Below are 17,046 nucleotides of genomic sequence, written 5' to 3'. Positions count from 1 at the left end.
CTGAATGTCGATTGGCCCTAGGCTGCTGCGCTGGCTTCGCTTGCCGCTGCATCGTCGTCGCGGGCTTGCAGGAACCACCGGTCCGTGCCTTCGAGGCCGATCGCCGTCAGCGTGCCGTACACGAACGAGCCGGTGTCGATGCCGATGCGGTTGTGGCGCACCTCGGGCTGTTCGGTGATGGTGTGGCCGTGGACGACGCAGACGCCGAAATCGCCCTTGTAACTCAGGAACGGCTCGCGGATCCAACGGCAGTCCCGCCCGAGCTGGTCTTCGATCGGGGTGTCGGGATGGATCCCGGCATGGACGAAGAGATAGTCACCGATCTTGACCATCTTCTTGAAACTCTGAAGAAAATCGACGTCATCCTGCGGTATGGCGGCGTTCATCAGTGCCTGCAGTTCTTCGAAATCGGCCGTGAATATCGTTTCGGCATCGACACCGTAGGACTGGATCGTCTCGCGTCCTCCGAACTGCAGGAAGCCGCGCAGGGCATCGATCTTCCGGCGGCTGGACAGCAGCATTTCCTCATGATTGCCCTGGATATATTCGATCTCGCGGGCCTGCCCCCAATTACGGGCGCGGGCGACCACCGCCGCGCTGTCCGGGCCGCGGTCGATAAGGTCGCCGAGCAGCACAACGGTTGTCCGGGCAGGGCCGCGCGCGGCGTCATCGTCTTCGATCAGGCGGATCAGATTTTCGAAAAGATCGATGCGCCCGTGAATGTCGCCGATGGCGTAAACGCGCTCTCCGTCAGGGACCGAACGGGGCTTCGTCGCGGAGGAACGAGCCAGAAGATTTCTGAATTTCGCAAGCATCCGTTGCGGTGCGGTATAAGGTGCGGAAGGCCGCAAAACAAGAGATGCGCATGGATGTGTGCGATAGTGGCAAAAAGCCCACACATTATTTCTCGATTATTGCCAATCTGAAATTTTCCTTGTGCGCCACGGTGGTGCGTTGCAGCATTATTGTGCTGTCGCAAACCAGCCCGCTCTAAGAGGCATGGTGTGGCAGACGCAGGTGGGACGAGGCATTGAAAAAGAAATTGTGAGGGAATGAATATGAACATGTCCGTCCGCGGCGCCATCGCCGCCACTCTCCTTGCGGGCACCGCGCTTGCCGCCACTCCGGCTTTCGCCGACGAGGCTGATGCCCCGGCTGAAATCACCATCTCGGGCAACGTTGCGCTGACCACCGACTACCGTTTCCGCGGCGTTTCGCTGTCGGGTGGCGATCCGGCCATCCAGGGCGGCATCACCGTTACGCATGAAACCGGCCTCTATGTCGGCACCTGGTCGTCCTCGATCCGTGGCGGCGACTACTACGGCGAGCAGGAACTCGACCTGTTCGGCGGCTGGTCGGGTGAAGTGACCCCCGGTCTGACCCTGGACGCCGGCCTGCTGATCTACGTCTATCCCGGCAACGAGCCGCGCGATCTCGTCACCGGTGACAAGATCCACGCCAACTACTGGGAGCCCTACGCTTCGCTTTCGGGCGATATCGGTCCGGTTTCGGCCAAGATCGGCGTTGCTTATGCCTGGGATCAGAAGAGCCTCGGCAACCAGGACAACCTGTACCTGTACAGCAACCTCGACGTCGCGGTCCCCAACACGCCGGTCACTGTCTCGGCTCACGTGGGCTACACCGATGGCGTTCTCGCTCCGGAATACCTGAACGGCCTGAACGATCAGACCGGTTGGGACTGGTCGATCGGCGCTTCGGCGACCGTTTACGGCCCGCTTTCGGTTGGCGTGTCCTACATCGGCGTGACCGGTCCGAGCGTGAACGGTTTCACCGACGACACTGTGGTTGGTACGCTGACCGCTTCGTTCTGATCGAACGAAAACGCGAATCCCATTTCGCAGGAGGACCCGTCCGGAGTGATCCGGACGGGTTTTCTGTTTCCGGGTGGCAAAGGTTCAGGGCCGGGCGTCAGGGCCGGGGGGGTTATTTCAGATAGAAATCGATCGTCGTGACGACGCGCACTTTCTTGTACGGGGTATCGGAGACGCCCCAGCCGCCACCGGAATCGCCATCGCGCGCATCGATCGAGAAATAGCCCTGGGTGGCGCTTTTGATCGCGCCCACTTGCGCCCCGCTGTCCTTGGCGAACTGCTCGGCGGCAGCGCGCGCGTCCTTGGTCGCGGCGGCGACCATCGCCGGCTTGATGGCGTTGAGCTTGGTGAAAGTATAGGACATTCCCGAGCCTTCCTCGAGAATGACGCCGCGCCGGACCAGATCGAACTGGCGGCGCACGGCGTCTTCGGCTCGCTTGATGTCGTGCGTGCGAAGCGTCACGCGCTGGCGCACGGTGAAATTCGGGACGCCGTTGTCCTTGAACTGCGAGACGTTGACCCCGGTCGGTTGCAGGGCGCCGGCCGGAAAACCCAGTTCGCGAAAGAAGGCGCGGATCTGCGTGGTGTCGTGATCGACGCTGGCCTGTGCCGAGGAGAGATCGCCGGCCGTCGCGGAATACGTGATGGTCCAGGTCGCCAGATCCGCCGTCACGTCGCGTTCGGCAAGGCCGCGCACGGTCACGGCGCGGTCCGCGCGGTGCGCGCGCTTCAGCCCGTCGCCGAGCATGTAACCGCCGGTGATCATGCCGGCGGCAAGAATTACGGAACTGACGATCAAGCGCGGCGTTGCGGAACCGCGCATGGTAAGGCTGGAACGGAGGCCGGTCTCTGGGCTATCGTCGGACATGGCAGCTCTCCCTGTGGGTGTGCATGAGATGCCGCTGTGCGGCTGTATGTGCGATGAACCGTTTCTTTTTATCGACGAATTGAGGAAGTGATTCCGTGACCCGATACCTTCATACCATGATCCGCGTAACCGATCCCGATGCCACGATCCGCTTTTTCGAGCTGATCGGCGTAAGGGAAACGCGCCGGTTTTCCGACGAGAAGGGGCGCTACACGCTCATCTTCCTCGCGCCCGAGGGGCAGGAAGACGTCGAAGTGGAGCTGACTTACAACTGGCCGCCGGAAGACGGTTCGGTGGAAGAGTACGCGGGCGGCCGCAACTTCGGCCACCTCGCGTACCGCGTCGACGATATCTACGCGACTTGCCAGACGCTGATGGACGCTGGCGTGACGATCAACCGCCCCCCGCGTGACGGCCACATGGCGTTCATCCGCACGCCGGATGGGATTTCGATCGAACTGCTGCAGGATGGCAAGCTGGAGCCTGCCGAACCCTGGGCCAGTATGCCCAACGTGGGCAGCTGGTAAGATCTGCCGTCAGTCTGGCCGGGGCGCCTCGGGCGCCTTGGCCAGACGCAGGATCGCGTACCCCAGCAGCGAGGAAAGCAGCGAGCCGAACAGCACGCCCAGCTTGGCTTCCTCCACCAGGAGCGGATGGCGGGGAAAGGCGAGGGCGCCGATGAACAGGCTCATGGTAAAGCCGATGCCGCACAGCACGGCCATGCCCCAGAGCTGGGTCCAGCTCGCTCCGGACGGGCGCGGCGCGAAGCCGATCCGGTCCGCCACCACGATCGCTGTGAATATGCCCAGTTGCTTGCCCAGGAACAGGCCCAGCGCGATGCCCAGCGGAACGGGATCGAGCAAGGCCGAAAGGCCGAGCCCGCCCAGCGCCACGCCGGCATTGGCAAAGCCGAACAGCGGAACGATGAGGTAGCTGTTCCACGGCGCCAGCGCATGTTCGAGGCGCAGCAACATGGAGTCCCCGCTCGGCGAGAGCTTGAGCGGAATGGTGAAGGCGAAGACCACGCCGGCGATCGTTGCGTGGATGCCCGAGTTGAGCACGCAGTACCAGAGGCCGAAGCCCAGCAGGAGGTAGAGCGGCAGGCTGAATACCTTGCGCCTGTTCAGCAGGATCAGGCCGCCGAGGAGGACCAGTGCGCCCATGCCCCAGGCGAACTTGATCTGCGCCGTATAGAACAGGGCGATGATCGCCACGGCCCCCAGATCGTCGACGATCGCCACGGTCAGCAGGAACAGCCGCAGGGCAGGCGGAACGCGGTTGCCGAGCAGTCCCAGCACGCCGACGGCAAAGGCAATGTCCGTGGCTGCCGGAATGGCCCAGCCGCGTTGTACCGGCTGGCCGGTGCCGGCGGCGAGCAGGTAGATGAGCGCTGGCATCAGCATACCGGCCGCAGCCGCGAACACCGGCAGGCGGCGCTTGGCCGCGTTGGAAAGCTCGCCGTCCAGAATCTCGCGCTTGATCTCCAGACCTACGACGAAAAAGAACACTGCCATGAGTGCGTCGTTGATCCACAAGTGCAGGCTGTTGAGCTTTTGTATCGGGGTCCACGAAAGCTCGTGGTGGAATAATGCATGGTAAGCATAGGACCATCCCGAATTGGCAAAAATGATCGCCAATGCTGCAACGAGAATGAGAATAATTCCCGAAGCAGCGTCGCCGCCCATTAATTTTGTGAAACTGTTGGCTAATTTGTTAGCAAAGTGCCTGGGTATGGTCATAAATATGGTTTCGGATGTTCTTCTGATGAGTCCGGCTGTGCCGGGCCAGTTGATGGTTTGATATCATCTGAATTCAGGAAAGGGGAGTGGTGGGGGCCACTGACGCGATCCATATTGCGATTGCCGCTTTGCAATGCGCCGAACAGGAGCTGTTGCTGTTCGCAGCGTTCTGGTTCCTTATCGGAGCCATCGACGATATCGGCGTGGATATTTGCTGGATCTGGCTGAAACTCACCGGCCGGGCGCATGTCCGGAAAATCTCGCAGGAAGAGGCGGCGATGCCCTTGCAGGGCCGGGCCGCCATTCTCATCGCCGCCTGGCGCGAAGCGGAAGTGATCGGTCATACGGTGCGTCATGCCCTGTCTGTCTGGCGGCAAGATGACTTCACTCTCTATGTTGGTTGCTATTCCAACGATCCGGACACTGTCGCGGCGGCCATGTCCGGCGCGGGCGCGGATGCGCGTGTCCGGATCGTGATCCACGAAAACGGCATTATGTAGCAGACGCACCAGCGCTGGGATAGATGTAATCGCCTGCGATGCGTAATATCCGCATATGAGCAGCATCACCGTTCGCGGACTTATCAAGAAGCGCGCAGAGATCGCGGGGCGCATTCAGGCCCTGCATGAGGAGTCCGCCCGGCTAGTCGCGGCGCTGGACCATATCGACCAGACCTTGCGCCTGTTCGATCCTGAGATTGATTTCGAGGATATGCCGGTAAAGGCCCTGCCGCCGCCGAACGCCGCCTTTCGGGGCGAGTTCCAGCGGTCCCTATTGGAAATGCTCCGGGGCACTCAGCACTGGCAGACGACTGAAGAACTGGCCGTGAAGGTCATGGTGCAGCGGCGCATGAACGATGCTGACAGGGCGCTGCGCGTTCTCACCCGCAAGCGCGTTGGGCACGCTCTCAAGCGCCTTGAGCGCAAGGGCGTCACGGTGTCCCGCCGCATGGGTAAGGGCTCCATGCTGTCTTGGAAGATCACCAAGCCGGATGCGCGGTTAGAGGGCGGGTGGCGGAATGGGAATTGAGGTGAAGGATGTTTAATCCTGCCGGACCTGACCGTGGTAATGGCTTGTCAAGAGCTATTTCGCTATTATATCCACAAAGACATCAGCGATGCTGCTAAATGCATCGCATATGGTTACGCGTTAGTTGGGAACCAATCATATTTATGTCCGATAAACCGGAACAAAATGGGCAGCAAATTGAACTGCCATCCTTCTATTTTAATGGATTCCAACTTGGTCTTAGCAATGCTGATATCAACGGAATTTTGATGCTGAATAACCAGCCCGTTGCTGGTTTAAACATGTCTTATACGACAGCTAAGACCCTTGCTGAAGCGCTGACCGAGATCGTCGGGACTTTGGAAAAGGTTACTCGTCGAGATATCATGACGACAAAACAAGTGGCAAAAGGGCTGGAAGTTATAACTGCTGAACAGGAGAGGGAGTTTTCCGATGGCCAACCAAACTAAGGCCATTGAAGCGCTGACCAATTTGAGAGAGCTTCCTATTGGTTGGGATTATGGCAATGGCGGTCCGATTTCCAGATCAACATATTCCTCAGCTCGCCTTCTTATCACGATTTTGAGGGGGCTTGGATCTGACGATTTTGATGTTGTGCCCGGAAATGGGGACGCAGCTGTTATCATTGCTTATCAAGGAAACAAATCAGCCGAAATAAGCTGCCTTTCTGATGGAACATATGAACTTCTTCATGAAGAGGGAGAGCAGGATGGAATTGTCGAAGCCTCGCTGTCTCTTGAAAATTTAATCTGCTCTCTGGAGGGGAAAGGGTGGCGGTCACCGAAGTTTTACGCCTCATGCACCCGAAGCGCTATGTTGCGAGGAAGCGACGATATAGTCGTGACGCTTTCAAGAATTCCACGAACGGGAGCGGCGTCTCAGTGGTATGTGCGACCTGCATCGCCGCTAGTGACACGCACCCATGTGATTACATCCCCAAATTCTATGAAGAACGAGTTTGTGGAGACCCACCAGTCTTCTGGAGAATATCAGTCAGTTCCTTGGGGCAAGGAGCTAGCGTAGTTCAAGAAACATCGGATTCTGGTGATATATGTCATCATAATATCCAAGGTTTAACTGACACTCAGCTATATTCGTTGATGAAGTCTATTTCACCAACCGAATATGAAATTTGTGATTCCGAAACAGATGGCGGAACACGAAAAATAACTGAGGATGAATTAAAGGCAGCGGGTGAATTATGAGACCCGCTGCCAGTACCCAGCCCAACGACGCGATACTTCTGCGTCCATAGCCGCCGCAGCAACCGTCATGGCCTGCGAGCCATTGTCCACGCGGCGGTTGTCCTCACGCCATGAAGCCTCTGCCGCATAGGCGTGGAGGTACTTGCCCGCGATTCGGTGATGCGTGCCGACTTCCATACGACGCAGGCGCGAGAAGAAGCTCTCAGCCTGATTGGTGCAGGCAATGCCGTCCGAGTACGACAGTGAGTGATTGATGCGCTTGGTATCGAACTTGGCGTGCAGGTTATCCCAATGCGAAGCCTCATCGGCGTGGACGGTGCTCATGTGGTGGATGCTGGCCGCGATGACCTCACCGCCCTTGGCTTCGCTCTTGGCAACCGTAACCATGCTCTCGCCGCCGCGCTCACGGCCCACGACAACAACCTGACGCTTGCCGCTCTGGTTGATGGCAAGGCGACGGTCGCGACGGTTTTCCTTCTCGTTGGCGGGACGAACGTGGCCGCCAAAATAGGCACCATCAACCTCGACTTCACCGGCAAGGGTCTGACCGGCATCCTCAAGCGCCATTGCCTCGCGCAGCTTGTGCGCCAGGACGAAAGCGGTCTTGTACTGAACATCAAGGTCGCGGCTCATCTGGAGCGCAGAAACGCCCTTGGCACCGTTCACGAAGATGACGATGGCAGCGAGCAGATCGGTGAAGCTCAGCTTGCGCGAGGCAAAGATCGTGCCCGACGTAACCGAAAACTGGTGGTGGCAGGCAACGCACTTGAACTTGCGGCGTGAGGTGATGTTGTACGTCTCGACACAGCCGCAACGCGGGCAGATCGCCTCGCCATCGTTCTCCGGCCAGCGAAGTTCGCAGAAGGTCCGATAGGCAGCATCTTCACCCATCTTGAAAACCTGCTTGAGGCTCAGAGTGCGGGCGGCTGCGGAGAGGAGAAAGTGTTGCATATCATCGTTTCCAGTGCTTATGCACTACATATGATGATATTACGCACTGTTGTCAACGACAAACGTATCGCATATGATGGCGAAAACCATCATAGGATACGCAAATGCCAGTTCAGGAAAAGGAATGGGAAGACAAGGTGAAAGGGATGCTCAAGGGCGAGCTAAAGCGCCGGGGCGTCACCTATGCCGATCTTGCCGGGAAACTCGCTGATATCGGCGTGATGGACTCTGAGCCGAATATCAGGAACAAAATTAGCCGTGGAAAGTTTACCGCCGTGTTCCTAGTTCAATGCTTGACAGCTATCGAATGCAGCTCTCTGCGCATCGAATAATCGTTGACGAATGAGGGTGAATGTAGGAATGCGGCGACACGATTGAAAGCGTGACTCCCTGTCCACACTTTTTTGATCGGTATCGTGCTATGGAAATCAAAGACTACCGAGAACACATAAAAAGAATCGCACGTGAGAGGAAAGGCGAGACCGTTTACAACGGCTCTGCAGATCATGCAGCGATTATCATGGAGAACCTATTTGCTTCTGCGCAGCAGTGCGTCCGAATTTTTACGGGCGACCTGAACGCGAAAGTTTATGGGGCGGCCCCTGTTGTCCAACGCGCACGGCAGTTTCTTGGCCATTCCGATCATGTCCTGCAAGTGATTGTAGAGGATTTGACCGTAAGCTCTTCGCACCCTTTGATCGAGGAGTTGGCGGAGGAAGACGGGTTCGAAATGTACCAGTTGGACCAAGACCTGTCGAAGCATATCCCTTACCACTTCTCGACTGCGGATGCTGATTGTTTTCGTTTTGAGCGGGAAAAGAACAGCCATTCTGCAATTGCCGCTTTTGGTGACTCTGAGACCACTGAACACCTCAACGATGTGTTTTCAGAAATGCTGAAACTGTGCACCAAGGTTGACAAGGCGCAGTTTTTGAACTGAAAGCGGTTGCTTCCAAATAAAAAAGTAACCGTGGCTTGGCTGATCCATCCTTAATCATACCTTTGCTTGAGCCGCTAGCAGGATCAGGTCTAGCGGTCAGCTTGGCGTATCTTGCCTTGGAACGCTTCCGTTATCGGGATGCGGTTGAGCGCTACGCGAAAGACAAGAGTGGCCGCCTCCGGAACGAAGATGAATCTGACACCGTTGAGGTAGTCAAAGACCTTCAATGGCTATGCCGCGATGATTGCAATGGCCATACTCCAAGAGGCCTTTGGGCGAACCTATATCACTACTCATTTCGCAATAAGGCAGATGAGTTTCTAATTTCGGTTTTGGCTTGCATATCAGGTTTGACGCTCGTTTCAGGCGTGGCGATGAACGTCGGATTATGGAGTTGGGTTTCCATTTTTGAGGCCCGGTGGATTTCCACACTTCTGTTTTATTCCTGCTTCGCCGCATTGTTGATCCCCGCGTCATCGGTTCTCTTCGGTCGTAAATGCGTCTCTTGGTGTAGAGAGTTTGCGGATCACTGTGAGGACGAAATAACAAAGATTCATCGCCGATCTGCGAGGTCCGCTTCAGTCCCGACTTTACCGCGTGGTACGGATCAGGGGGAGGCTGAACGCGCAATGCGAAGGAGCCTTTGGGAGGCTCAACGGCGCAAACGAGATCGACCTCCCGAATAATTAGGTTGGTACATTATCATCATTTACGATGACACCCGCCATCACGGCGGCAGATAACCATCTACGCATTGGTGCGCTTGCTACATAATGCCGCACGAAAATGCCGGGCCGACCACCAAGGCGGATTGCCTCAATCGCCTGTACACGGCCCTGTGCGAGGATGAACGGCGATGCGGATATCGCTTCCGCAGCGTCGTTCTGCACGATTCCGAAGACATGGTCCACCCGGCGGAACTGGCGGTGATCGATGCCGGGCTGGGCAATGCCGATTTCGTGCAATTGCCGGTCCGGCCGGAACCGCAGCCGGGTTCGCCCTGGATCGCCGGCCATTACTCGGACGAATTCACCGAATCCCATGCCAAGGCGCTGGTCGTGCGCGATGCTCTGGGCGCGGCGATTCCGGCGGCCGGCGTGGCCTGCGGCTTTTCGCGGGACATCATGGACGGCATTGCCCGGCGGCGGCAGCTTGAAGGCAGTCCGGGGCCGTTCGCGGCCGAATGCCTGACCGAAGACTATGAACTGGGAGTCCTGGTCTGGCGCGCGGGCGGGACATCGCGCTTCCTGCGGGTCCGCGATGCCGAGGGCGAGCTTGTGGCGACGAGAGCCTATTTCCCCGCCCGCCTCGATGATGCGGTGCGCCAGAAGGCGCGATGGGTGCAGGGGATAGCGTTCCAGGGCTGGGACCGCCTAGGCTGGAGCAAGGGCCTTGCCGATCTGTGGATGGCCTTGCGTGACCGGCGCGGGCCGCTGGCGACGCTGGTGCTGGCCTGTGGCTATGTACTGGTGGTTCTGGAAGGGGTGCTGGGATCGGCATGGCTGCTGGGCGCGCAGCCGCAGCTGGCACTCTCCCCTCTGCTGCGCGTCATGCTGCTGGCGTGCCTGATCGGCCTTGTCTGGCGGCTGGCGGCCCGGTTTGCCTTTACCGCCCACGAATATGGCCTTGGCGAAGGCCTGCTCGCCGTGGTGCGCATTCCGGTGGCCAACTTCATCGCCATCCTTGCCGGGCGCAAGGCGTTCGCCGCCTATCTGCGGACCTTGCGAGGCGGGGCCATGACATGGGACAAGACCGAGCACGCGGCCCATCCGGCGATGGCTGCCAGCGGTGGGATGCCGTCCCGGTGAAGGTTCCTGGCCAGGTGCGCGGGCAGCCGCTTGTTGCGCTGCTGGGGGTGCTGGCCGGATGGATCGGGGGCAGGGCGGCGATCTGGGAAGCTCCGGTCCTGACGGACGATAAGGCCCCGGCCGGGGTGTACTCGGATATGGCGGCCATGCCCGGCCCCGGTTTCGTAGCAGACCGTGCCATCGGGCCGCAGTCCCTACCGGAAACCGGCTTCTATGAGCGCGTGTCCGCGTTCCCCGGGGAGGACGAGGCGGGTTTCCGGTATGCTGGCGAGGCATATGCCCGCAGGGGCGCGAGAGAGCCGCAAGCCGCACGGCGGGCAGTGCCGCCCGTCGGTTCCCTGCCGTTTGCGCCGATGGGCGGGCGGGCACTTTCCGGGTGGTATATGGATTCCCCGGCTTGGGGGCACTCCGGGGCCATGTTCATCCCCGCGGCGGGTGGGACATATGGTCCCGGCCATTCGGCATGGCTGGGGTTTTCGGACAGTGGGGCGTCTCCACGGCGGCCCGCCGCGGCCCCGCGCAGCGTGGCGCCTGTACCCCTGGCGGAGGCCGCGCCCGGGCGCTGGTCGGCCGATGCCTGGGCCCTGTTCCGGCATGACCTGGGGACGACCCGCTCGCGCGGTGTTCTGCCGGCCGTCTATGGAGGCAGTCAGGCGGGCGCGGTGCTGCGGTATCGTCTGGTCACGGGCTCCGGCCACCGTCCGGCCGCTTACCTGAGGGGCACCGCGGCGCTGGGCGTGGCGCGCGAGACGGCGGCTGCGGTGGGGCTCTCTGCAAGGCCCCTGCCTGCGCTTCCGGTCGTCGTGGCCGTGGAAGGGCGGCTGGTGGATGAAGGGCACGCCAGCGTGCAGCCCGCCGCTCTGGCCTACACCGAATTGCCGCCCATCGCCTTGCCGCTGGATCTGCAGGCCGAGGCCTATCTCCAGGCCGGCTATGTCGGCGGGCGGTTTGCGACTCCCTTTGCTGACGGGCAGGTTCGGCTGGAGCGGCGAATGCTGGCGCTGGGCCGAGGGGATTTGCGTCTCGGCGGGGGGCTCTGGGCCGGGGCACAGAAAGGGGCCGCGCGGCTGGACGCGGGGCCATCCCTGTCTCTTGCCATGCCGTTGGGACGCCGGACATTCAGCCGGATTTCCCTCGACTGGCGCTTTCGCGCGGCGGGCAATGCGGCGCCCGGTTCGGGGCCGGCAGTAACTCTTTCCGCAGGTTTCTGAATCGCGCCTTTTCTCGCGTGCCGTGCTGCGGTAGCGAGAGCAGAGAAATGGACGTCTATCTTCCCATCGCCAACCTCTCGGTCAACGGCCTTATCATCGTTGGCCTCGGAGCGATCACCGGGTTGCTTTCCGGCATCTTCGGCGTGGGCGGCGGGTTTCTGACGACCCCGCTGATGATCTTCTACGGTATCCCGCCCACCGTGGCCGCCGCGTCCGCCGCCAGCCAGGTGACGGGTGCCAGCGTGTCCGGCGTGTTCGCGCATTCCCGGCGCAGCGGGGTCGATTACCAGATGGGCTCGGTGATGGTGGCGGGGGGCATTCTCGGCACCGGTATCGGCGCGCTCCTGTTCAACCTGCTGGAAAAGCTGGGGCAGATCGATACCGTCATCAGCATTCTCTATGTCGTGCTGCTGGGGTCCATCGGCGGGCTGATGGCGAAGGAAAGCATTCAGGCGATCCGCGCGGAACGCTCCGGCGTTCCCATTGCCGCCCGCAAGCGGCGCCATCACCCGATGGTGGCCAGCCTGCCGATGCGCTGGCGCTTCTACCGCTCGGGGCTCTACATCTCGCCGCTGGCGCCGCTCCTGCTGGGGATGGGGACGGGTATCCTGACGATGCTGATGGGTATCGGCGGCGGATTCATCCTGGTTCCCGCCATGCTCTATATCCTGGGCATGAGCGCCAATGTCGTTGTCGGCACCTCGCTGTGGCAGATCCTGTTCACGACGATGGCGACGACGATGATGCACGCGCTCACCACCCATGCGATCGACATCGTGCTGGCCTCGCTGCTGCTGTTCGGGTCGGTCACGGGCGCGCAGATCGGCGCGATGTTCTCGCAGAAGGCGAACCCGGTGAAGCTGCGCCTGCTGCTGGCCGCGATCGTGCTGCTGGTTGCCGCGCGCATGGCGCTGGGGCTCGGCTACCGGCCTGACGAGATCTATACGATGGCGCCGCTGTGAGGCGCTGGCTCGCCCCGCTGCTGGCCCTTCTTGCGCTTCCCCTGCTGACCGGTGCGCGCGATCCGATCCTCGTGCCGGAAGTTTCGCAGCACGAAGTCGACCTGCAGCAGGGCTTTACCGGCACCGAACTGCTGCTGTTCGGCGCCATTCTCACGCCCGAAGGTTCGCGCGCGGCGCAGGATTACGACATTGTCGTGGTTCTCAAGGGGCCGACGCAGTCGATTGTCCTGCGCGAAAAGCAGAAGGTGGCCGGGATCTGGATCAATGCCGCCAGCACCGAGTTCCGGTCCGCGCCGTCCTATTATGCCATCGCCTCCACGCGGCCGATTGCGGACATCGTCGACGACAAGACTGCGGCGATCTACGAACTGGGGCTGAAGTGGCTGCAGCTTTCGCCGATCGGTGCGATCAATCCGGCGGAACAGGTCCGCTTTTCGGAAGGTCTGGTCGATCTCAACCGCCACAACGGCCTCTACCGCGAAGAGGAAGGCGGCGTGAAAGTCAGTGAGCAGGTGCTTTATCAGGCCCGTATCGGCCTGCCTTCGCGCGTGCCGACGGGGACCTATACGGCCGAGACTTTCGCGATTTCCAAGGGCCGGGTGGTGGCTTCCGCCAGCAGCCAGGTGGAAGTGCGCAAGCTGGGCGTCGAACTGGCGATCGCGCACTTTTCGCAGGACTACGGCTTTGCCTATGGCCTGCTGGCCGTGTTCGTCTCGGTGGGCATGGGCTGGCTGGCCGGGCGTCTGTTCGCACTGGTCTGATCTCCGGCGTCCGGTTTCCGGGTGATCTTCAAGGCGGCGCCGTTTGGTTCATGGCCTTAGGGGGAAATTAACCGCCGGCGATTTACCCAGCAGCGGGTGCCAAAAATCCTGGTGTTGAATGAATCAGATGCGACTTGACGGTTTCGACAAGGCTCACGAAGCGTCGGCCAGCGGAACCCCTGTGGGCCAGAATGCAGCCCATCATGGCTACACCCCGATCGGGGTCGTGCTGGAGATCGCCGGTGCCGGCACCCGTATCGCTTTCGATGCAAACCGCCTGAACGAGATATCCGCGGATCCCGATCCGTCGGTCGCGCTGTCCGGCAAGGTTGGCAGCCAGGTCAAGATCCGCGTCGGCAACGGCTGGCTGCTCGCCAGTGTGCGCAACCAGAAGCAGGACCCGAACAAGCTGAGCGATATCATCGTGGAAGCGGACTTCCTCGGCGAAGGGCAGGAAGAGCGCCTGACTGGACGCATCCACGCGTTCCGCCGCGGTGTTACCTTCTACCCGATCCCCGGTGCGCTGGTCTATCCGGCCACCAGCGAGGATTTGCGCCAGATCTACGCCAGCGACGGACGCAGCTCGATCCAGATCGGCAATGTCTATCCCACCAAGGACATTCGGGCCGGCCTCTATGTCGATGCGCTGCTGGGCAAGCACTTCGCGCTGCTCGGCTCGACCGGCACCGGCAAATCGACCAGCGCCGCGCTGATCCTGCACCGGATCTGCGAACATGCGCCCGAAGGCCATATCATCATGGTCGATCCGCACGGCGAATATGCTTCGGCATTCCGCAGCACGGGCATGATCCTCGACGTCACCAACCTGCAGATGCCCTACTGGCTGATGAACTTCGAGGAGCACTGCGAGATCCTGCTGACCTCGCGCGGGGACGATCGCCAGCTCGATTCGGAAATCCTCGCCAAGTGCCTGCTCGAAGCGCGCTCGAAGAACCGGCTGGCCGAGCAGGTGGGCAAGATCACGGTGGATTCGCCGATCCCCTATCTGCTCTCGGACCTCGGCAACATTCTCAACAACGAGATGGGCAAGCTCGACAAGGGGCACACCAGCGCCCCCTACTTGCGCATCCGTAACAAGCTCGACGAGCTCAAGGGCGATCCGCGCTACCAGTTCATGTTCTCGGGCATGTTGGTGGGGGACACCATGGTGGACTTCATCACCAAGCTGTTCCGTATGCCTTCGTGCGGCCGGCCAATCTCGATCATCGATGTCTCCGGCGTGCCGTCGGACATTACCAGCACCGTGGTCGCCGTGCTCAGCCGCCTGGTCTTCGACTTCGCGATCTGGGCGCGCGAGGAAAAGACGCGGCCCGTCCTGCTGGTCTGCGAAGAGGCGCACCGCTACGTTCCCAGCGAGAAGAACGCCGACGGCTCCTCGGTCGGGCGCATCCTGTCGCGCATCGCCAAGGAAGGCCGCAAGTACGGCATTTCGCTCGGCCTCATCACGCAGCGTCCCTCGGACCTTGCCGAGGGCGTGCTGTCGCAGTGCGGCACGATCATCTCGATGCGCCTCAACAACGACCGCGACCAGGCCTTCGTGCGCGCCGCGATGCCCGAAGGCGCGCGCGGCTTCCTCGATTCCATTCCCGCGCTGCGCAACCGCGAATGCATCATCTGCGGCGAGGGCGTGGCGATCCCGATCCGCGTTTCCTTCGACGACCTTGAAGAGCACAAGCGCCCGGCCTCGGCCGACCCCTCGTTCACCGAACTGTGGAGCAGCGCGGGCGGCGAGGAGGAAATGGTCCTGCGCACGGTCCAGCGCTGGCGCGCGCAGGGGCGGTAGGTTTCTGTCCTCCCCGGACCGGGAGGACTCGCATCCTCACATGCTGAACGCGCCGCGCCACTTGCCGAAGCGGTAATAGCCCACCGTGAGCGCCACCGTCAGCACCGAGCCCACCGGATAGGCCCACCACACCGCCTCGTTGTCGATCAGCGGGCGGGCCAGCCAGTAGAAGCCGAGGCGGCCGGGATAGAGCCCCAGGAACATGATCACCAGCGGCGGCACCACCGCGCCATAGGCGCGCATCGTGCCGGTGAGGATCATGGTGATCGAGACAATCACGTAGGAACTGGTGCAGACGAGCTGGATATGCTGGGCAATCGGCATCGCGGAACTGCTTCCGCCCAGGAACAGCGCCAGCAGCGGCCGGTCGAAGCCGACGATCAGCGCGGCCACCGCAGCTGTCATCGCCAGGTTGGTGCTCATGCCGATCAGCGTCACTTTGCCCACGCGCGTATGATCGCCCGCGCCCAGCGACTGCGCGACCATGGCGCTGACCGCAGTGCCCATGGCGAAAGCCGGCATCTGCAGGTAGTTCCACAATTGCAGCGAGGCGCCATAGGCCGCGGCCGCGTCCAGCCCTTCGCGGTTGACGAGGCCGATCATGATGAGGCCGGCTGATGAGACGATCAGCATCTGCGCCCCCATCGGCAGGCCCTTGGTGACGATGTAGCGTAAGTCCTCGCTCTGCGGCAGGACATAGCCGAGTTCATGCCCGCGCAGGCGCATCGGCAGGTCCTGCCGGTAGATGCGCCAGATCTGGTAGGTGAGGCCCGCAATGTTGGCAAAGGCCGTCGCCGCCGCCGAGCCGGTAATGCCGAGCGCGGGCAGCGGCCCCACCCCCATGATGAGCACCGGGTTGAGTATCGCATCGATCGCCGCGGTCAGCATCATGGCGTACATCGGCGTCTTGGAATCGCCCGCGCCGCGCATCGCCATCGAGACCATCATGCTGACGGCGCCGAAGGGAAGCGTGGCGAAGATCACCCGCAAGTAGGCCAGCGCCTGTGCCTTGCTGGCATCGGGCGTGCTCATCATGTGGAGCATGGTGGGGGCATAGACCCATCCCGCGCCGGCCACGATCAGCGAGAGGGCGATGCAGAATCCCAGGCCCGAGCCGAAGGTCTTGCGGGCCGCCACGATATCGCGTCCGCCGAAGTGCTGGCCCACGCGCACGGTGGTCGCCATGCCGAAGCCGAAGATCGCGGCGAACAGCAGGAACATCAGCACGTTGGCATTGGCCGTGGCCGCCAGCGCGCTTTCGCCCAGCAGGCGGCCGACCCAGATCGCGTTGATCGATCCGTTCAGCGTCTGCAGCACGTTCGACAGCAGCATCGGCAGCGAGAAGAACAGCAGCGTCTTCAGGATCGGCCCCTGGGTGAGGTCGCCCTTGATCGTCGGAAGCTCCTGCGGCGGCGCTTCGGTTTCGCTGGCCGGGTCTTCGCCGGCGGGAATGGGAGAGGCTTCGTTCATGTTCCCCTCGTGTCTCCCCAGAGGTGGATGTGCAAGCGATCGGTGAAGCGCAGGCCGTTCTGCGCGCAGATTTCCGCCAGCCAGATCGACCGTTCGCGCAGAACATCGCCGGTGCGGCCCTCGGGCATCAGGAACAGCCTTTCACCGGGAATGGCGTAAGTCTGTTGCAGCGCCAGCACTTCGGTCAGATCGCCGGGCTGCGCCAGCACGAACTTGAAGAAGGCGCGCGGATCGGCGGCCCATGCCGCAAGGCGCTCGGGGATCAGGGCGAGGTCGGCCGGATTGCCGCTGTGCGCCAGCTTGGGACTGACGTTGAACTGGTGGATCAGCGGATCGAGCGCCGGGTGCGGCGCGACCGTGCCGTTGGTCTCGATCTCGATATGCATCCCGGGCCGGATATGGTTCAGCGCCGTGACCATCCGCGCCAGCGCCGCACCTTGCAGCAGCGGCTCGCCGCCGGTCACGA

18 protein-coding genes and 1 pseudogene are annotated in these 17,046 nt (G+C 61.5%); 13 read left to right on the top strand and 6 right to left on the bottom strand.

Translation table 11 applies throughout. From position 1 onward, the window contains the following. Positions 1-17: 17 nt before the first annotated feature. Positions 18-815, bottom strand: a complete 798-nt coding sequence (locus tag NN5_RS21000) for a metallophosphoesterase (protein WP_067737862.1) — start codon at positions 813-815, stop codon at positions 18-20. 243 nt (positions 816-1,058) lie between these two features. Between NN5_RS21000 and NN5_RS20995 the strand changes: the two genes are divergently transcribed. Further along, positions 1,059-1,832 (top strand): TorF family putative porin, encoded by a 774-nt coding sequence (locus tag NN5_RS20995; RefSeq protein WP_067737868.1) that lies wholly within the window; start codon positions 1,059-1,061, stop codon positions 1,830-1,832. A 112-nt stretch (positions 1,833-1,944) separates the two neighbouring features. On the opposite strand, the gene NN5_RS20990 is transcribed toward NN5_RS20995, so the two are convergent. Next, positions 1,945-2,655 carry an SIMPL domain-containing protein gene (locus tag NN5_RS20990; RefSeq protein WP_067737865.1) on the bottom strand — a complete coding sequence of 237 codons (711 nt, stop codon included), beginning with the start codon at positions 2,653-2,655 and terminating at the stop codon, positions 1,945-1,947. Between the two features lie 140 nt (positions 2,656-2,795). Between NN5_RS20990 and NN5_RS20985 the strand changes: the two genes are divergently transcribed. After that, positions 2,796-3,227 (top strand): VOC family protein, encoded by a 432-nt coding sequence (locus tag NN5_RS20985; RefSeq protein WP_067737859.1) that lies wholly within the window; start codon positions 2,796-2,798, stop codon positions 3,225-3,227. A gap of 9 nt (positions 3,228-3,236) precedes the next feature. On the opposite strand, the gene nhaA is transcribed toward NN5_RS20985, so the two are convergent. Then, complete coding sequence (gene nhaA, locus NN5_RS20980) at positions 3,237-4,439, bottom strand: Na+/H+ antiporter NhaA (RefSeq protein WP_084385081.1); 1,203 nt, start codon at positions 4,437-4,439, stop codon at positions 3,237-3,239. A gap of 89 nt (positions 4,440-4,528) precedes the next feature. Here nhaA and NN5_RS20975 point away from each other — a divergent pair, with 89 nt between their 5' ends. From NN5_RS20975 to NN5_RS26030, 4 genes are all read left to right on the top strand, one after another. Continuing rightward, the gene (locus NN5_RS20975) at positions 4,529-4,939 is read left to right on the top strand and encodes a glycosyltransferase family protein (protein WP_174523920.1); all 411 of its coding nucleotides are present in this window, start codon (positions 4,529-4,531) and stop codon (positions 4,937-4,939) included. Positions 4,940-4,994: 55 nt separating this feature from the next. Further along, complete coding sequence (locus NN5_RS20970) at positions 4,995-5,468, top strand: hypothetical protein (RefSeq protein ID WP_067737850.1); 474 nt, start codon at positions 4,995-4,997, stop codon at positions 5,466-5,468. 143 nt (positions 5,469-5,611) lie between these two features. After that, positions 5,612-5,917 (top strand): hypothetical protein, encoded by a 306-nt coding sequence (locus NN5_RS20965; protein WP_157081243.1) that lies wholly within the window; start codon positions 5,612-5,614, stop codon positions 5,915-5,917. Further along, the gene (locus tag NN5_RS26030) at positions 5,901-6,491 is read left to right on the top strand and encodes a hypothetical protein (protein WP_157081242.1); all 591 of its coding nucleotides are present in this window, start codon (positions 5,901-5,903) and stop codon (positions 6,489-6,491) included. The genes NN5_RS20965 and NN5_RS26030 overlap by 17 nt, the downstream gene beginning before the upstream one ends. Before the next feature lie 176 nt (positions 6,492-6,667). Here the strand turns inward: NN5_RS26030 and NN5_RS20960 are convergent, their stop codons facing one another. Next, positions 6,668-7,624, bottom strand: a complete 957-nt coding sequence (locus NN5_RS20960) for an IS1595 family transposase (RefSeq protein ID WP_067737844.1) — start codon at positions 7,622-7,624, stop codon at positions 6,668-6,670. 104 nt (positions 7,625-7,728) lie between these two features. Between NN5_RS20960 and NN5_RS20955 the strand changes: the two genes are divergently transcribed. From NN5_RS20955 to NN5_RS20925, 7 genes are all read left to right on the top strand, one after another. After that, positions 7,729-7,956, top strand: coding sequence for a DUF6471 domain-containing protein (locus NN5_RS20955; RefSeq protein WP_067737842.1), 228 nt, complete (start codon positions 7,729-7,731; stop codon positions 7,954-7,956). Positions 7,957-8,045: 89 nt separating this feature from the next. After that, positions 8,046-8,564, top strand: coding sequence for a DUF7931 domain-containing protein (locus NN5_RS20950; protein WP_157081241.1), 519 nt, complete (start codon positions 8,046-8,048; stop codon positions 8,562-8,564). 773 nt (positions 8,565-9,337) lie between these two features. Then, complete coding sequence (locus NN5_RS20945) at positions 9,338-10,372, top strand: glycosyl transferase family protein (RefSeq protein WP_084385080.1); 1,035 nt, start codon at positions 9,338-9,340, stop codon at positions 10,370-10,372. Continuing rightward, positions 10,369-11,583 carry a hypothetical protein gene (locus NN5_RS20940; protein WP_067737838.1) on the top strand — a complete coding sequence of 405 codons (1,215 nt, stop codon included), beginning with the start codon at positions 10,369-10,371 and terminating at the stop codon, positions 11,581-11,583. Before NN5_RS20945 ends, NN5_RS20940 begins: the two co-directional genes overlap by 4 nt. Before the next feature lie 47 nt (positions 11,584-11,630). Continuing rightward, a complete protein-coding gene (locus tag NN5_RS20935) occupies positions 11,631-12,545 on the top strand; it encodes a sulfite exporter TauE/SafE family protein (RefSeq protein WP_067737835.1) in 915 nt (304 codons plus the stop codon). Continuing rightward, the gene (locus tag NN5_RS20930; RefSeq protein WP_067737832.1) at positions 12,542-13,306 is read left to right on the top strand and encodes a TIGR02186 family protein; all 765 of its coding nucleotides are present in this window, start codon (positions 12,542-12,544) and stop codon (positions 13,304-13,306) included. The genes NN5_RS20935 and NN5_RS20930 overlap by 4 nt, the downstream gene beginning before the upstream one ends. A 127-nt stretch (positions 13,307-13,433) precedes the next feature. Continuing rightward, entirely contained in the window at positions 13,434-15,110 is a 1,677-nt protein-coding gene (locus NN5_RS20925) for an ATP-binding protein (protein WP_373280349.1), read from the top strand. Positions 15,111-15,146: 36 nt separating this feature from the next. Here NN5_RS20925 and NN5_RS20920 read toward each other — a convergent pair whose 3' ends face one another. Beyond that, on the bottom strand, positions 15,147-16,580 hold the full coding sequence (locus NN5_RS20920) for an MATE family efflux transporter (RefSeq protein WP_067737826.1): 1,434 nt from the start codon (positions 16,578-16,580) through the stop codon (positions 15,147-15,149). Beyond that, positions 16,577-17,046 (bottom strand): annotated as a pseudogene (locus NN5_RS20915) (7-carboxy-7-deazaguanine synthase QueE); the annotation flags it as partial. The gene NN5_RS20920 and the pseudogene NN5_RS20915, both read right to left, overlap by 4 nt.

Origin of the sequence: Novosphingobium naphthalenivorans NBRC 102051, from assembly GCF_001590985.1 — a bacterium.
Taxonomy (GTDB): domain Bacteria; phylum Pseudomonadota; class Alphaproteobacteria; order Sphingomonadales; family Sphingomonadaceae; genus Novosphingobium; species Novosphingobium naphthalenivorans.
The sequence above is the reverse complement of the archived record's forward strand: the minus strand, read 5'-3'. Positions and strand labels throughout refer to the sequence as shown.

What these genes read in the sequence shown, in the direction of transcription:
- NN5_RS21000 (WP_067737862.1), bottom strand. Translation starts at nt 815, where the DNA reads ATGCTTGCGAAATTCAGAAATCTTCTGGCTCGTTCCTCCGCGACGAAG.
- NN5_RS20995 (WP_067737868.1), top strand. Translation starts at nt 1,059, where the DNA reads ATGAACATGTCCGTCCGCGGCGCCATCGCCGCCACTCTCCTTGCGGGC.
- NN5_RS20990 (WP_067737865.1), bottom strand. Translation starts at nt 2,655, where the DNA reads ATGCGCGGTTCCGCAACGCCGCGCTTGATCGTCAGTTCCGTAATTCTT.
- nhaA (WP_084385081.1), bottom strand. Translation starts at nt 4,439, where the DNA reads ATGACCATACCCAGGCACTTTGCTAACAAATTAGCCAACAGTTTCACA.
- NN5_RS20970 (WP_067737850.1), top strand. Translation starts at nt 4,995, where the DNA reads ATGAGCAGCATCACCGTTCGCGGACTTATCAAGAAGCGCGCAGAGATC.
- NN5_RS20965 (WP_157081243.1), top strand. Translation starts at nt 5,612, where the DNA reads ATGTCCGATAAACCGGAACAAAATGGGCAGCAAATTGAACTGCCATCC.
- NN5_RS26030 (WP_157081242.1), top strand. Translation starts at nt 5,901, where the DNA reads ATGGCCAACCAAACTAAGGCCATTGAAGCGCTGACCAATTTGAGAGAG.
- NN5_RS20960 (WP_067737844.1), bottom strand. Translation starts at nt 7,624, where the DNA reads ATGCAACACTTTCTCCTCTCCGCAGCCGCCCGCACTCTGAGCCTCAAG.
- NN5_RS20955 (WP_067737842.1), top strand. Translation starts at nt 7,729, where the DNA reads ATGCCAGTTCAGGAAAAGGAATGGGAAGACAAGGTGAAAGGGATGCTC.
- NN5_RS20950 (WP_157081241.1), top strand. Translation starts at nt 8,046, where the DNA reads ATGGAAATCAAAGACTACCGAGAACACATAAAAAGAATCGCACGTGAG.
- NN5_RS20945 (WP_084385080.1), top strand. Translation starts at nt 9,338, where the DNA reads ATGCCGCACGAAAATGCCGGGCCGACCACCAAGGCGGATTGCCTCAAT.
- NN5_RS20935 (WP_067737835.1), top strand. Translation starts at nt 11,631, where the DNA reads ATGGACGTCTATCTTCCCATCGCCAACCTCTCGGTCAACGGCCTTATC.
- NN5_RS20925 (WP_373280349.1), top strand. Translation starts at nt 13,434, where the DNA reads ATGCGACTTGACGGTTTCGACAAGGCTCACGAAGCGTCGGCCAGCGGA.
- NN5_RS20920 (WP_067737826.1), bottom strand. Translation starts at nt 16,580, where the DNA reads ATGAACGAAGCCTCTCCCATTCCCGCCGGCGAAGACCCGGCCAGCGAA.